This is a genomic window from Aurantiacibacter gangjinensis (genome assembly GCF_001886695.1).
GTDB classification, from domain to species: Bacteria; Pseudomonadota; Alphaproteobacteria; order Sphingomonadales; family Sphingomonadaceae; genus Alteraurantiacibacter; species Alteraurantiacibacter gangjinensis.
Map to the genome: position 1 here is coordinate 2,145,854 of NZ_CP018097.1, position 14,898 is coordinate 2,160,751.

Genomic DNA, 14,898 nt, shown 5'->3' on the forward strand with positions numbered 1-14,898 from the left:
CCTGCACCCCGCCCCTAGCCCGGCTTGTGCGCGGCGAGGATGTCGGCGGGGATAGCGATGAGCTGCGGCGTTTGCGTGTAGAGCACGGCCGCCTCCACCGCGCGGTCGGGGTAGATAACCTGCAAGGCCGCGACATAGGCCGCCATCTGTCGCAGCGTGCTTTGCGGAACCTGCTCCAGCGACGCCGGCGGGCGGCGCGCAGTCTTGAAATCGGCGACCAGCACGCGCTCCGGCGTGACGAGCAGCCTGTCTGCCGTGCCAGCGATCACTTGTTCGCCCACCGTGGCGGCGAGCGGCACTTCCGCGAGCGCGGACGGGCCGAAGAGCTCGCGCCATTCGCCAGCATCCATCACGGCGAGCGCACGGTCCAGCATCTCCGCGCGTTCTTCCGACGAGAGGGCTGGGCCATGTCGTTCCAGCCATGCCCGCCCCGCACTTTCGCGCATATCGACGGGCACATCCGGCAAGCGCTCCAGAAGAGCGTGGATCAGGACTCCGCGCCGTGCGGCGATGGCAGCCTGCTCCGGCGGTAAAGGCGGATCGGCACCCGCCTCATCCGCGCTGGCGGACGGCGCGAGCGGACGCGGCGGGCGCGGTTCCTCGCCAACCGGCCGCATGGCCCAAGCCGGTAGCGGCTCATGTATATCGAGAGCCTGCTGCGTCCTGTGCGGAACGGACGGCGCACGCCTGACCTCCTCCAGACGCCAGCCCCAGATGTCGTCCTCAAGCGGCGCGGCATCGAAGAGCGGCGCGAGCCGCGCGTACCAGCTATCGGGTGCGGGCTCTTTCTCGCGCTTGCCTAGCGCACCGCCGATAAACAGCGCTTCCTCGGCGCGAGTCATGGCGACGTAAAGCAGGCGCCAATGCTCCTGGCGCTCGGCGGCTTTCATGGCTTCTGCGGCATCCGCAATACGCCCAACCCGCTCTTCGGACCGAAGCCCCGGCAGCGGGATGGTGCGCGCCGTGTCGTTGCCCGGCAGTTCCTCGTCCAGTTCCAGGCCGGATGCGCGCGAGGCATCGGGATCGCCGGTCGCATCGGCGAGAATGACGATGGGCGCTTGCAAGCCTTTGGAGCCATGCACGGTCATAACCCGTACCATGTCGCCCGCGCCCTCGGCTTCGCGCTTCAGCTCGCCATCGCCGGCATCGAACCAGCGGATGAAACCCTGCAAGCTCGGCGTGTTGGAGGCGGTGAATTGCTGTGCGGCGTTGAGCAGCTCGTCAATCGGATCGTTCGCCTCTCGCCCGAGACGCGCCACGAGCCGCCCGCGCGCTTGCCATGGCCCGGTCAGCATCCAGTGCATCAGCGCCTGCGGCGGTTCGTAATCGGCGCGTTCAAGCAGGCGACCGAGCGCTTCGACAGCTTCGCGCGGTTTGGCATCGTCCAGATCGCGCAGGTGATCCCATAAAGCGCGCTTTTCCGGGCGAGCCGCATAGCGAAGCAAGTCGTCCTGGCCCCAACCGAAGATCGGTGAAACGAGCAGGCATGCAAGGCTGAGGTCATCGCGCGGCTGCACGGCGAAACGCAATGCGGCCATCAGGTCTTTCACCGCCAGTGGCGCGCCGAGCCGCAGGCGGTCTACACCTGCCACCGGCACGCCTGCCGCGTGCAGCTTTGCAACGATGAGGCCCGCCAGCTCCTTGCGCTTGCGCACCAGCACCATGAAATCGCCCGGCGTCGCGTTGCGCGGCGTATCGCCTTTCACCAGCGTGAAGCCGCCATCCCACATGCGGCGGATCTGCAATGCAATCTTCTCCGCCATGCGGCGCTCCGGCTCGGACACGCCGATCTCCGGACCGTCGCCACCTTCGATCTCGACTTCGTCCGGATGCCCGGGGACGGGCTGCCATAGCGTGACAAGGCCCGCGCGGTCCTGCCCCTCATGCGGTTCCGGCGCATCGCGCAGGCCGAAATTCTCATGGCCGATGGCTTGGATGGCCTCGTCCACGAAGCGTAGCACGTTGTCGGCGGTGCGGTAGGACCGGCCAAGCCCCAAATCCTGCAATTCGCGCGCAATGACGCGACCCCGCATCTGTACGGCGCTTTCGACCCAGTCGGACAATCGCTTCGCGTAGGATGCGCGCGCGGCAGCGAAATTCTCCGGGCTGGTGCCCTGAAAGCGGAAAATCGCCTGCTTGTAATCCCCCACAACGAAGATCGTGCGCACCCGCTCGCCCGCCTGCCCTTCCCCGCTGAAGAAGTCGTCCGTCAGCGCATCGACGATAGCCCATTGCGCGGCATTGGTATCCTGCGCCTCGTCGACGAGGATGTGGTCGAAGCGCCGGTCCAGCTTGTAGCGGATCCAGGCGGACATATCCTCGCACTTCACCAGCTGCGCGGCCTTGGCGATCAGATCGTCGAAATCGACCAGCCCCTCGCGTGCTTTCGCGTCCTCCCAGCGAAGGGCGAACAACCGCCCGACTTCGAGCGCGGGTGTAATGATGTCGACAAGATCCAGCAGGGTCGCCTGCTCGGCGATGGACAGCAATTGCTCGCGCAGCCGGTCCGCAGCGGCCAGCGCGTCCGGATCGACCTTCTCGACCGATTTGGCGTATTTGGGCACACCTTCCTTATTGAAGATCGCGCCCAACAGATCGGCACATCCGGCCAATCGCGCCGCCGCATTGCCGGCCAGCCATGCTTCGATCGGTTCCGCGATGCCCAGGCCGGATTTCGTCCCCCAGCCCGCATAGGCGGCCAGGACTTGCTGCAAATCTTGCACATCGAATCGCGGCGTGATGCATGTCGCGGAGAGGCTTTCACGGCTTGCGTCGGCGTCGAGCCCGATCAGGCGCTTTACGCGCGGTTCCATTGGCGGCTGCCAAGCGCCGGGTCCGAACCACGCATCGCGCATGGCCGCGCAGCGCATCATCCAGCTTCGCGCGCCATCCGGGCCCATCCGCAACGAAAGCGCCTCAAGCGCCGCGCGTGCTTGAGGGCTGGTGTCTTCCCACTCAACGAGCAACTCGCGCAACACGCGCTCTGCCAGTAGGTCGCGGTCGCGATCCTCCATCGGGCGCGTACCCGGCGTCAGCCCGGCTTCCTGCGGAAACGCCGCCAGCAACCATTGCGAAAAGGCGTGGATCGTGTCGATCCGCAACCCACCACCCGGGCAATCGAGCACCGAGGCGAACAGCGTTCGCGCGCGCGCAATCGTATCGGGATCAAAATCGGCGCCGATGGCGCGCAAGTCCGCCGCCAGGAGTTCGGAATCCATCCGCACCCAGTTGGCCAGCACCTCGTTAACGCGAGTTGCCATCTCGGCAGCGCCAGCCTTCGTGAAGGTCAGGCAGAGGACTTGCTCAGGCCGCACGCCCGGCTCCAGCAGCAGGCGCAGCACGCGCGCGGAAAGCACCTGGGTCTTGCCCGTCCCGGCCGAGGCCGACAGCCACACGCTGTCGCGCGGATCGACAGCGGCGGCCTGATTGTCCTCCAGCGGAAAGACCTTGCCGCTCACGCCTCCCTCTCCTCGCGGCCCTGCCATTCGGCCAGACGCATCAGCTGGTCATACGTATCATAGCCCGGCGCATCGGGATTGAGCCGCGCGGTGAAAGGCTCGTCGCCCAAAATCCAGCGGCTGAGCGCATCGTCGAGATAGGCTTGCGCTTGCGGCAGGAACTCTTCGGGCGGAATTCCGCTGCGCTTGCGGCCTTCCAGCACGGGCGTCGACACATAACCGAAACCGGTTTCCGATTTGGCATCGCGCCCCAGCGACCAGTATTCGAACCGCGTCGGCTCGCCGGTAAGATTTTCGAACCCGCCGGCATTGGCGATCAGGCCGATCGTGCCGAGCTGCAGGGCGTAGCCTGCTTCGACCTCAGCCCCAGAAGGCGGCCGGCCGGTTTTGTAATCGACCACCGCCAGCGAGCCATCGGCCAGGCGGTCGATCCGGTCGGCCTTGCCGAAAATGCGGATGCCACGATGGGTCATCTCGCCCCATTGCTCGATGGCCTCGGGCTTGCGGTCGGCATCCTCTGCGATCTTTGCGGAAACCCATTCCAGTGCCGCCAGCAAGCGCGGTCGCCACAGCGCGCGCATCAGCGGGTGGGCGGACATGGCGCGCATGTGCTTCTCGGCCAGCTCCGCAAGCTCGCCCTCGCCGTTGTGCCAGTCTTCGAGGATCGCGTGCGCCAGTTCCCCCTGCCAGGCAGGCGTCGGCTCGGCATCGAGCAGGTCGAGATCGCGCAGCGAGAGCAGCTTGGAGGCGTAATACTGGTACGGATCGGAGCGCAGCCTATCCAGCCCGGTTACGCTGATATCGCGGCGACGCATTTCGGCTGGCGGGCATGGCTTGGGCTGCTTTGCCGGATCGACTGGCGGCGGATCGTCCAGCCTTCGGGCAAGATCGACGGTCGCCTCGTCCGTCGCATCCTCGGTCATCTTCTGGCCGAGCAAAGCGCGCACGCGCAGCAGGAACCGGCTGGCGATGGCGGGCCCTGCCAGATCGCGCCGCGCGCGGCTGAGGACAACCTCCGGCGCGCCGAGCATCCCGGCAAGGTCGTGCGCGGAAAGGCCGATGCGGAAATCCGCACCCGGTACGCCAAGCGCCCGCAGCACGCCGGGCGAGAGCAGCGGATCGGTCGACGGGCGCGGTGGCCATGTCCCTTCGTTCAGACCGGCGCAAATGACGAGGTCCGCCCGCGTCATGCGCGCTTCCAGCAGGCCGTAGATCGCCACGCGGGGATGGCCGCCATAGGGCGGGCGCACAGCCACGGTATCCATTGCATCGCGCAGGACGCGCGGCAGGTCTTCCGCGGCGAGCGGCGTCGTGACGTCACGCGCATTGAGGCGCAAATTTTCCACAAAGTTCGACAGCGCGCGCCCATCCTCCCGCGCCCAGATATTCTCGCCGCACAGGGCCTCAGCCGTGGCGGCGAGCCCGTCCAGCCATGTCGCAAGATCGCCTTCGGCTGGCATATCGAGCAGAGGCGACAGGATCGCTTCGACCTCTTGCCACCATTCGCCGACCCCGGCCTTCGCAGCGAGCGGGCGCAACGGCGAAAGCCCCGCTTCCTTGCGCGGACCGCGCAGTCTCAGCTCGAATTTGCGAGCGGAGCGCAACCACGCATTGCGCTCGTCACCGGCCTTTGCCAGCGGGTGCTGCAGCAGAGCCATGAGCGGTACGGGCGCAGCCTTTTCCGCCGCGACTTCGGCCAGCAGAAGCAAGACCCGCCCTGCCGCCGTTTCGCCCAGCGGTTGACCAGCGGAGTCGTCCGCTTGAATAATCCAGCGGCGCAAATGCTGCGCAACGCGGCCTGCCAGACCGCGATCCGGCGTAACCACGGCAACCCGCTTCTCCGGCGTCTCCAGCGCTTCCCGCACCAGCAGCGCGACAGACTGCGCCTCCTCTTCCGGATTGGCTGCCTCGATCAGGCGGACGCCTGCCAGTCGGCGTTTCGCGGCGGGTAGGTCCACCCACGCCTTGCTCGACTCGGGCGGCAGGAACAGGCTGGAAATGGCGTGGCTGCGCGCTGGCGGTCCCTTGCCGATACCCGCGCGGTGCCATGGCTGCACCTCGGCGCGGGCCACACCCATGCGATTGAGCAGCAGTTTCAGATGGTATTGCGGGTGAGTGACGGCGTCGCCGCGCGCAAACGGCGTCTCGCCCGATGTGTCGCCTGCGCTTCCAAGCTCGTCCCACACGACATCGCTCATCGACAGGTCGAGATCGGGCAAGACGACAGCGCCCTTCGGCAATTGCGACACGGTTTTCAGCAATCGCGCGAGTGCAGGCGCGGCGCTGGTGACACCGGCGGCGACGAAAGGCGTTTCCGGCGGATTATCGCGCATACGCTTCGCCGCTTCGGTGAAGAGCAGGTTGCGCCGGGCGGAGGCATCAAGCTGCCCAGCCTCCTGCAATTCCGCCAGCCACAGGCGTTGCAGGGTGGCAAAGAGATGCAGGTTTTCGCGCCAATGGTCCGACAGGTCGCCGACAAGGTCTAGCACGGCGTCGGACAGAAGATCCTCCGGTGCGATCTCTTCGACCAGCAGGCGGTCCATAACCTGCCCCGTCTCGCGCGCGAGGTTCAGCAGCGCAGCACCCTTGGGCGCATCATCGCCCTTCACCTGCCTGATGAGCGCGGCGAGGCGCACCCAACGGCGCGTGGGATCGGCAGCGGGCGGGATGGCAGCGCCAGCGCCCAGCGAATCGAACAACGGCCCCAGCGCTTCGTCCAGGTCGAGATCGCCCACCAGCACCATGCGCGGCATGAGCAAGCCGTGAGAACCAGTTTCTCCCGCATGACGCACGAAAGCTTCGGAGATGGTGCGCGCGGCGCGGGCGCTGGGCAGCAAGAGCGTCAAGCGAGCGAGGCCGAAGTCGCCTTCCGCATAGCGAGGCACGAGCCCTGCAACCAATGCGTCGGCAAAGCCGCGATGGGCGGCGATGGAATAGATGTTCGGCGCGGCGTGCTCAGACATTCCGCAGCGCGGCTTCGGTAGGCTTGATGGCTTCCGGCGTGCCGACTTCGAACCACTGCCCGGTGAAATGCGTGCCGAATAGCCGCCCTTCCTCGATGGCGCGGCTCCAGAGGACATTAGTGCTGAATTTGCCTTCCGGCGCATCACGCAGCAGCCGCTTCGAGATCAATTGGATGCCGGTAAAAATGTAGGGCGCGATCCGGCCCGGCTTCCGGCGGCTGACGCGGCCCAACGGGTCCATGTGGAAATCGCCATCGCCGCGGAAGTTGTGCGCACCTGTGTGCGGCACCAGCAGCAACAGCGCGTCCATCGCATCCTCATCCCAAGCGGAGGAAAGATCGGCAAAGCAATCCCGCGGTCCGTCCAGCCAGATATTGTCGGAGTTGAGACAGAAAAATGTGTCGGGCAGGTGGTCTTTTGCATGGACCAGCCCGCCGCCTGTCTCCAGCAGCTGTGCGCGCTCATCGGAAACGGTGATGGCGGGGCTGGACCGCTCCCTCACATGCGCTTCGAGGCTGTCGGCGAGGTAATGCACATTGACCACGGCCTTGACGATACCCGCCTCGGACAGCCTATCTAAAGCGTGGTCTATCAAGGGTTTGCCAGCCACTCTTACCATGGGTTTGGGCTGCGTTGCGGTGAGCGGACGCATGCGCTTGCCTATCCCTGCCGCCATTACCATGGCGGTATCCGATGCGAGTGTGCTCATGCAGAAATCGCTCCACGCCTGGCGCGTGTGTCAGCGGGAATATTGGCATCGAACCACGCTGCGACGGGCGCCAACGCCGGATGCTCGAGGTCGCGCTCCATAGCCTCCCACACGCGCGGGATCATGGCGAGGTAGCGGTCCTTGCCGTCGCGCTTCCACAACCGCGCGAAAATACCGACGATCTTGGCGTTGCGCTGCGCTCCGAGCCGCGCATAGTCCGCTTCGAAATCGGGATCGGTATCGATGCGAGAGCGGTAATGGTTGAGCATCGCCTGCTCCAGTTGCGGCGATACATCGCGCCGCGCATCCTGCAACAGCGAGACAAGATCGTAAGCCGGGTGTCCAGACAGGGCATCCTGGAAATCGATCAGTCCCTGCTCGCCCGAATACTGCCCTTCCGGCCCAAGCAACATGATGTTTTCGGCATGATAATCGCGCAGCACCGTGACGCCCGGCTGCTGACGCAGCAATAGCGGGCCAAGCGCCTCTCGCCATGCGGCGAGGAAGCCCATGGAATCGACCTCGATACCGGCGGCGGGGCAGAACCAGTCGGGCAGCAGCGAGACCTCGCGCAGATATGTCTCCAGCGAATACGGATCGAAGGGACCGGCGGGGCGGTTGTGCAGCGCCACCAGCGCATCGACGGCATCCTGATATGCCCGATGTTCCTCCTGCGGATGGATGTCGAGCCAGTCGCGCATCCGGTCATTGCCGAAATCCTCGGTCAGCACCCAGCCCGCCTGTGCATCTTCCGACAGGATGGCAGGCGCGCGCATGTTGTGATCCGAAAGCCACCGCGCGACATGCAGGAAGGGCCGCGGGTCTTCTTCAGGTGGCCGGGCATACATCAGCATCGCCGTGCCATCACCGCGGCGCAGGCGGAAATAGCGGCGGAAACTCGCATCGCCGGGGATCGGTTCGATAACCGCATCGCTCCAGCCCGCTTTGCCGAGAAAATCGCGGATGCCTTCGGGCAAGTCATTCATGGCATGCGTCCTTGCCAATCCGCGCCGCCTTCCACAACGGCCATGCGCCCTTGCCCACGGATTTCGAGCGCGATTTGCAGGCAGGCTGGCTCATGCACGAAGCCGCCGGCGTGATCGGGCCATTCCGCCAGCAGCACGGCACCGTCGCGATAGTCATCAAGCCCGATCTCCTCGGCCTCCTGCGGGCTTTTGAGCCGGTAGAAGTCGGCATGGACCACGGGCGGGGCGAGATGGTCGTATGTTTCGACGATGGTGAAAGTGGGTGACGGCACTTCGCCCTCATGGCCCAGAGCGCGCAGGATCGCGCGCGACAGTGTCGTCTTGCCCGTTCCCAGATCGCCGCTGAGAGACACGACGTCGCCCGCGCGCAGTTTCGCGGCGAGGCGCGCGCCAAGATCGTTCATGGCTGCAAGGTCGGGCAGGTCGATATTCAAGGCAGCAATACCGTCGCCGTGGTGCCTGCACCCTTTTCCGACTGGATTTCAAGCCGGCCCCCATGCGCCTCGATCAGCTGGCGCGCCAATGGCAGGCCGAGGCCGCGCTTTCCGTCACCGCCATCGTCGCCCGGCAAGCGGTAGCCGTCCAAAGCGCGGGCAAGCTCGCTAGGCTTCATGCCCTCGCCATTGTCGGAGATAACGATGCGCGCGCCCGATTTTCGGCGAGTCAGCGCCACGAGGATGCGGCCATTGGCAGGCGTTGCGCTGATGGCATTGTCGAGCAGATTGCCGACCGCCCGGCCCAGTTGGCGGGGGTCCGCATGGACGCTGCCCGCGCCCTTGTCGCCGCGCAGATCCAGCGTGACATTCTTCGCTTCGATCGCTTCCTCGCGAGCGCGGACGATCTGCGTGGTGAAATTGAGCAGGTCCACCTCCTCGGTCGCAATCGGCAACAATCCCGCCTCGCTCTGCGTCAGATCGAGCACGCTTTCGATCTGCTGCGACAAGCGCTCCACCGAAGCAATGATCGCGCCGACATATTCCTTGCCCTGATCGCTGAGATCGCCCGCCATGCCGGATTGCAGCAATTCGGCGAAACCGCCGATGGAGGTAAGCGGCGTGCGGAATTCGTAGGACATATTGGCAAGGAAGCGCGTCTTCACCGCGTCGGCCTCTTCCAGCGCCGACGCGCGTTCGCGCAAGGCTTCTTCGGCCTTCGTGGAATCGGTCACATCCATCACGGTCAGCAGGCCATTGCCATCGGGCAGCGGCACGCCTGCGAACTCCAGCGTACGCCCGTCGGACAGCACGACGCGCCCGCCCCTCTCCTTACGCTCCAACGTGGCCTCGCGCACGACTTCGCCGATGGCCTTGCGCTGCGCGGGGCGCGCGAGGCGATTGGAAATGCGGTCGAGCAGCTGATCAACATGGGGGTGCTTGTCGAGCACCTCGTCGGGCAGGCCCCAGATCGCGGGAAAACTGCGGTTCCACAGCTGCATACGTCCATCGGGCGCGAAGACAGCGAGCGACTCGAACAGCGAATCGAAGGTCGCCGTGCGCGTCCGCAGCAGCGTGTCGCGCGTTGCGGATAGAGCGAGCTGTTCGGACCTGTCTTCGGCCACGAGAACCAGACCGCCATCGGGCATGGGCTGCGCCACGATGCGCAAATGCGTGCTGTCCGGCAGAGACCAGGCGTCCTCCACCGGGTCGTCCTCGATAAACCAGCTGACCAGTTCGTCACGCCATTCGGGGAAGTCGCGGACTTCGGGCAACCGGCCTTGGTCGCGCGCCATGTCGAGAAACCGCTCGAAACGCGGCGGGTCCACCTGCGCCGCATTCGGCAGGGCGAAAATGCGCTGGAAAGGCTGGTTGGCGAAGATCATTCGCTTGTTCGCATCGAATTGCGCCACGCCGACCGAGAGTTGGTCCAGCATGGATCGCTGCGCGGCGCGGAAGGCGCGGAAGGCACGCGTCTGCTCTTCCATCTCCTCGATATCGATGGCGTATCCGGCGACACCTTCCGCCCCCAGCGGCAGGTCGCTGACCCGCAGGGTGCGGCGCTGGCTGCCGACGGTCGCCTGCACAATCCGCTCTACCGGCAGATCGCGGCTGTGCGCCTGCCCCGCCACCTGCGCGGCGGTGAGGCCGTCGACGGTTTCGATCAGTTCGACCTGCTGCTCCACCACGCTGGCAGCATCTTTCGCGCCGACCGCCGCAACATAGGCGCTGTTGACGAGGCGCAGGTCGAGTTCCGGCCCGCGGAACCACATGGGCATGGGAGCAGCTTCGATAAGGCCGACCAGCGCGGCGAAATCGTTGCGCGCGCGCGCTGTTTCGGCGCGAAGGCGAGAAAGCTCGCCCTGACTTTCGGAGAAGTCGAAAAACCACACCATCGCCGCCCCGCCCGATGCGACGACGGGGTCGGCCAGCTGCCCACGCACGGCAAGGCTGCGCTGCGATCCGCGCGGCGTCACGACCATGGTGAAGGCTGCCGCGGTTTTCTGCGTGCGGCGAATTGCCTCGAACAGTTCCTTCTGGTCGTATTCCGAAAGACCGCCCTCCTCGCCATCCAGTTCGCTGATAAAGTCGGGCAGCTTGTCCAGGCCCAGCCAAGCGGCCAAGCGGTCCGGACCCTCTATCTTGCCATCGGGACGCACCAGCAGCGGGATGGCGGGCGAATTGTCGATGATGCGCGAGAGACGTCGCACCGTGCTGCGGGCCGATCGCGCCGCGCGCTGGCGTTGGAGCGCGCCCACCACCAGCCAAACCGCGCCAAAGGTCCAGGCGGCCAGCATCAGCCCCAGCAGGGCCAGCGCGGTAGGGGTGAGTTCCATCACTTACGCAGCTATTCGCGCAGCCACGCAGATGCAATCGCTGCACGGCAAACTTGCACGAAATAGCAAACGCCCCGGCGTGCAGAAGCAGACCGGGGCGCTGTGTTACGAAGGCGGCGAGCCTTAGTAGCGATAATGTTCGGGCTTGAAGGGGCCTTCCACCGGCACACCGATATAATCGGCCTGCTGCTGGCTCAGCTTGGTCAGCTTCACGCCCAGCTTGTCGAGGTGCAGCGCGGCGACCTTCTCGTCCAGCTTCTTGGGCAGGACGTACACGTCGTTCTCATACTGGTCGTGGCGTTCCCAAAGCTCGATCTGCGCCAGAACCTGGTTGGTGAAGGAACAGCTCATCACGAAGCTGGGGTGGCCGGTGGCGCAGGCGAGGTTCACCAGGCGGCCCTTGGCCAGCACGATGATTTCCTTCCCGTCAGGGAACTTCACCAGGTCGGTGCCCGGCTTCAGTTCGGTCCACTCGTAATTGTCGAGCGCGCCGATCTGGATCTCGCTGTCGAAGTGGCCGATATTACACACGATCGCCATGTGCTTCATATTCTTCATGTGCTCGGCGGTGATGACGTCTTCGTTGCCCGTCGTGGTGACGAAGATGTCCGCGCGGCCCACGGCGTCTTCCAGCGTGGTGACTTCAAAGCCTTCCATCGCGGCCTGCAGCGCGCAGATCGGATCGATTTCGGTCACCAGCACGCGGGCACCGCCATCGCGCAGCGACTGTGCGCTGCCCTTGCCGACATCGCCATATCCGGCGACGCAGGCAACCTTGCCGCTCAGCATTACGTCGGTGGCGCGGCGGATGGCGTCGACCAGCGATTCGCGGCAACCGTAGAGATTGTCGAACTTCGACTTGGTGACGCTGTCATTCACATTGATAGCGGGGAACGGCAGCTTGCCCTTCTTGGCGAGCTGGTAGAGGCGATGCACGCCCGTGGTCGTTTCCTCGGACACGCCCAGAATGTTCTCGACCGACTTGGTGAGATAGCCGGGCTTCTTCTTGATGAAGGCTTTCAGCGCGCGCTGCATCTCGATTTCTTCGGCATTGGCGGGCTCTGGCATGTCCTCGCCTGCTTCAAGACGGGCGCCCCACAGCGCAAACATGGTAGCATCGCCACCATCGTCGAGGATGAGGTTGGCGGTCAGCTCCGCGTCATCATCGGTCGACCAGTCGAAGATGTTGCCGACATAGTCCCAGTACTCGGCCAGGCTCTCGCCCTTCACGGCAAACACGGGAATGTCCTGCGCAGCGATGGCGGCGGCGGCGTGGTCCTGCGTGGAGAAGATGTTGCAAGTTGCCCAGCGCACTTCGGCGCCCAGGGCCACCAGCGTTTCGATCAGCACGGCGGTTTGGATGGTCATGTGCAGCGAGCCGGTGATGCGCGCGCCCTTCAGCGGCTGCGCTTCGCCATATTCTTCGCGCGTGGCCATCAGGCCCGGCATTTCGGTTTCGGCAATGTTGATTTCGGCGCGACCGTAATCGGCAAGGCCAATGTCTTTGATGATATAGTCGTTGAAAGCGGCGTCGGCCACGGCACGTCTCCTCGGTGCGAATGGGGGATGGGCGTCGCCGGGGCTCCATGCAACGCATTTGCCGCGCGACATAGAGCGCGAATGGCCCGCTCACAACCCCTTGGAATGCAGCGTGCCGCCTTGCGTGCGAGGCGGCAGGCCCTATGTCGGTTCGCGGACGGTGACAGGAGGATTATTGATGACGATTTCCAAAGGCGATTCCATTCCAGAGGTGAAGCTTGCCAAAGCAACCGCCGACGGCCCCGAACAGGTCCAGTCGAGCGAGTTCTTCGCCGGCCGGAAGATCGCGCTGTTCGCAGTACCCGGCGCTTTCACGCCCACCTGCTCCGCCCGCCACCTGCCCGGCTATGTCGACCATGCCGCCGACCTGAAAGCCAAGGGCGTGGACGAGATCGCCTGCACCAGCGTGAACGATGCCTTCGTGATGAAAGCCTGGAACGAGGCGGATGGCTCTTCCGATATCACCATGCTGGCCGATGGCAGTGGCGATTTCGCCAAAGCGCTGGGCCTCGACGCCGATTTCTCCGGCTATGGAATGGGCCAGCGCTCGCAGCGTTATTCGATGATCGTGGATGATGGCGTGGTGACCGAAATCAATGTCGAAGATTCCGGTGAATTCGATGTCTCCAGCGCGGAGCATATGCTCGGGCAGCTATGACCGGATCTGCTTGAACGTATGTGCAAGTCGAGCACGATCGGGGGCGTCCTTTGTGGCGCCCCTTTTTTGCGTCACGGGTCGGCAAATCCCGGCGTCCAATCATACTTGATGACACCTCTCTCCTTCTCTCCTAGGCTTGTAGCTGTAGCGAGGAAGGAGCCGGGTCATGTTACGCTGGGGGATTACAACGGTACTTGTGCTGTGGTGCTCCGCCGCCGCACATGCGCAGCCGCTTAGCGAAGCCGAAGCAATCGCGATCGCCGCAGTCGTCGATGAAGCGGAGACCCAAAATGCGCCGGGCATCGCAGTTGGTATCGTGCGCGGCGGTGATGTCGTATTCGAGCAATATCGCGGTCTGGCAGACCTCTCTCACAACGTTGCCATCGGACCGGAAACGCGGTTCAACCTGGCATCGCTCGCCAAGCAATTCACGGCGGCGATGGTGCTCGATCTCTCGCAGGCCGGGCTGATCGACCTCGACGCCGACATTCGCACTTACCTGCCGGACGTGCTGCCCGAGATCGACCAGCCAATCACCGTGCGGCACCTGATCGAGCATCGCAGCGGCCTTCGCGATGTTTACGATCTCTGGAGCCTGTCGGGCTTCAACTGGTATGAGCGGGCGCTGACGAACGAGGACGCGATCCGATTGCTTGCCCAACAGCGCGACCTGAATTTCGCACCCGGCAGCGCCCACCTTTATTCCAACAGCAATTACATCGTGCTGGCAGAGCTCGTCGCAGCAATTGCGCAGGAACCGTTTGCCGATCATGCCGCTAGCTTCTTCGATCGCTACGGAATGTCTGCTACCAGATGGCGACCAAGTTACGGTACGGTGGTCCCGCATCAGGCCGAGGCATATTACCGGTTCGATGATTGGTTTCGCAGCCCGGACCTTGCCAATTTACATGGCGACGGTTTCCTGTGGACGACCTTGGCCGACCAGCTGCAATACGAAGCACTGGTGCAGGATGGCAGCGGCACCCTGCTGATGGCAGCACAGGCCAGACCGGATGTCGGAGACTACGGTTACGGGCTCGAACATGACGTGCACGGCGATGTGCCGCGCATTTCCCACGTCGGATCCACGGGCGCCTATAATGCAGTGGTGATCCGCTATCCGGAACAGGCCGTAAGCGTCGTCGTGATGGGCAACAATGCCACTCTCGGCGTCGTGCCTATGGCCTATCGCATCGCAGACTTGCTGGTCGCCGAGGACGTCGGTCGAGCGCCCGCATATCCCTCCGGTCCGGAAAGTATCGGTCCTCGGCTTGCCAATGGCGATGTCGTCGGTCGGTATGAGCAGGAAGGCGGCAGTATCATCGCCATCACCGAGCGTGACGGACGCCTGTTTCGCGAACTGGCCGGTCGCGATCCGGTCGAGCTGTTGCACGAAGACGGCAATCTCTTCGCCTATGCCAGCAATACCGATCTTAAGATCCAGCTGGAGGGCGAGCGCTTTCGCATTTTCTTGCCCAGCAAACCGGTCGCCACGTTCGTTCGTCTGGCCCCCGTGCCCGACGACGATGCGCGACTTGCGAGTATCGAGGGCGCCTATGCGAATGACGAAACCGGCGCAGTCCTCCGGATCGAGCGGACATCGGGGACGGACTACCGAGTCACCGACATGCGCGGTGTTGGCGATGCGCAGATGATCGCGGATGACGACATCTTCTGGAACGGGACAAGGCTCCGGTTCCAACGCGATGACGACGGGGAAGTTACCCGGCTCCTCTATACGAGCGGCAGGCTCGCCAATGTCGAGTTTCTCCGCATCACCGATGCAGGCCTGGCATCCGACTAGACGTCGCCCGC

General features: G+C 64.5%; 9 protein-coding genes. 2 read left to right on the forward strand and 7 right to left on the reverse strand.

The window, feature by feature from the left end; genetic code table 11:
* Positions 1–14: 14 nt before the first annotated feature.
* From addA to ahcY, 7 genes are all read right to left on the reverse strand, one after another.
* Complete coding sequence (gene addA / locus BMF35_RS10470; protein ID WP_047005891.1) at positions 15–3,485, reverse strand: double-strand break repair helicase AddA; 3,471 nt, start codon at positions 3,483–3,485, stop codon at positions 15–17.
* Positions 3,455–6,421, reverse strand: a complete 2,967-nt coding sequence (locus BMF35_RS10475; protein WP_047005892.1) for a PD-(D/E)XK nuclease family protein — start codon at positions 6,419–6,421, stop codon at positions 3,455–3,457. Before BMF35_RS10475 ends, addA begins: the two co-directional genes overlap by 31 nt.
* A complete protein-coding gene (locus tag BMF35_RS10480; protein WP_047005893.1) occupies positions 6,414–7,130 on the reverse strand; it encodes a nucleotidyltransferase family protein in 717 nt (238 codons plus the stop codon). The genes BMF35_RS10475 and BMF35_RS10480 overlap by 8 nt, the downstream gene beginning before the upstream one ends.
* Positions 7,127–8,116, reverse strand: a complete 990-nt coding sequence (locus tag BMF35_RS10485) for an aminoglycoside phosphotransferase family protein (protein ID WP_047005894.1) — start codon at positions 8,114–8,116, stop codon at positions 7,127–7,129. Before BMF35_RS10485 ends, BMF35_RS10480 begins: the two co-directional genes overlap by 4 nt.
* A complete protein-coding gene (gene tsaE / locus BMF35_RS10490; protein WP_047005895.1) occupies positions 8,113–8,550 on the reverse strand; it encodes a tRNA (adenosine(37)-N6)-threonylcarbamoyltransferase complex ATPase subunit type 1 TsaE in 438 nt (145 codons plus the stop codon). Before tsaE ends, BMF35_RS10485 begins: the two co-directional genes overlap by 4 nt.
* Entirely contained in the window at positions 8,547–10,886 is a 2,340-nt protein-coding gene (locus BMF35_RS10495; protein ID WP_047005896.1) for a PAS domain-containing sensor histidine kinase, read from the reverse strand. Before BMF35_RS10495 ends, tsaE begins: the two co-directional genes overlap by 4 nt.
* 123 nt (positions 10,887–11,009) lie before the next feature.
* Positions 11,010–12,425: an adenosylhomocysteinase gene (ahcY, locus tag BMF35_RS10500; RefSeq protein WP_047005897.1), complete on the reverse strand. Its 1,416-nt coding sequence runs from the start codon at positions 12,423–12,425 to the stop codon at positions 11,010–11,012.
* 178 nt (positions 12,426–12,603) lie between these two features.
* Here ahcY and BMF35_RS10505 point away from each other — a divergent pair, with 178 nt between their 5' ends.
* Both BMF35_RS10505 and BMF35_RS10510 read left to right on the forward strand, forming a co-directional pair.
* Positions 12,604–13,083: a peroxiredoxin gene (locus BMF35_RS10505; RefSeq protein ID WP_047005898.1), complete on the forward strand. Its 480-nt coding sequence runs from the start codon at positions 12,604–12,606 to the stop codon at positions 13,081–13,083.
* A gap of 166 nt (positions 13,084–13,249) precedes the next feature.
* Positions 13,250–14,887 carry a serine hydrolase domain-containing protein gene (locus BMF35_RS10510; protein WP_082115594.1) on the forward strand — a complete coding sequence of 546 codons (1,638 nt, stop codon included), beginning with the start codon at positions 13,250–13,252 and terminating at the stop codon, positions 14,885–14,887.
* Positions 14,888–14,898 lie beyond the last annotated feature (11 nt).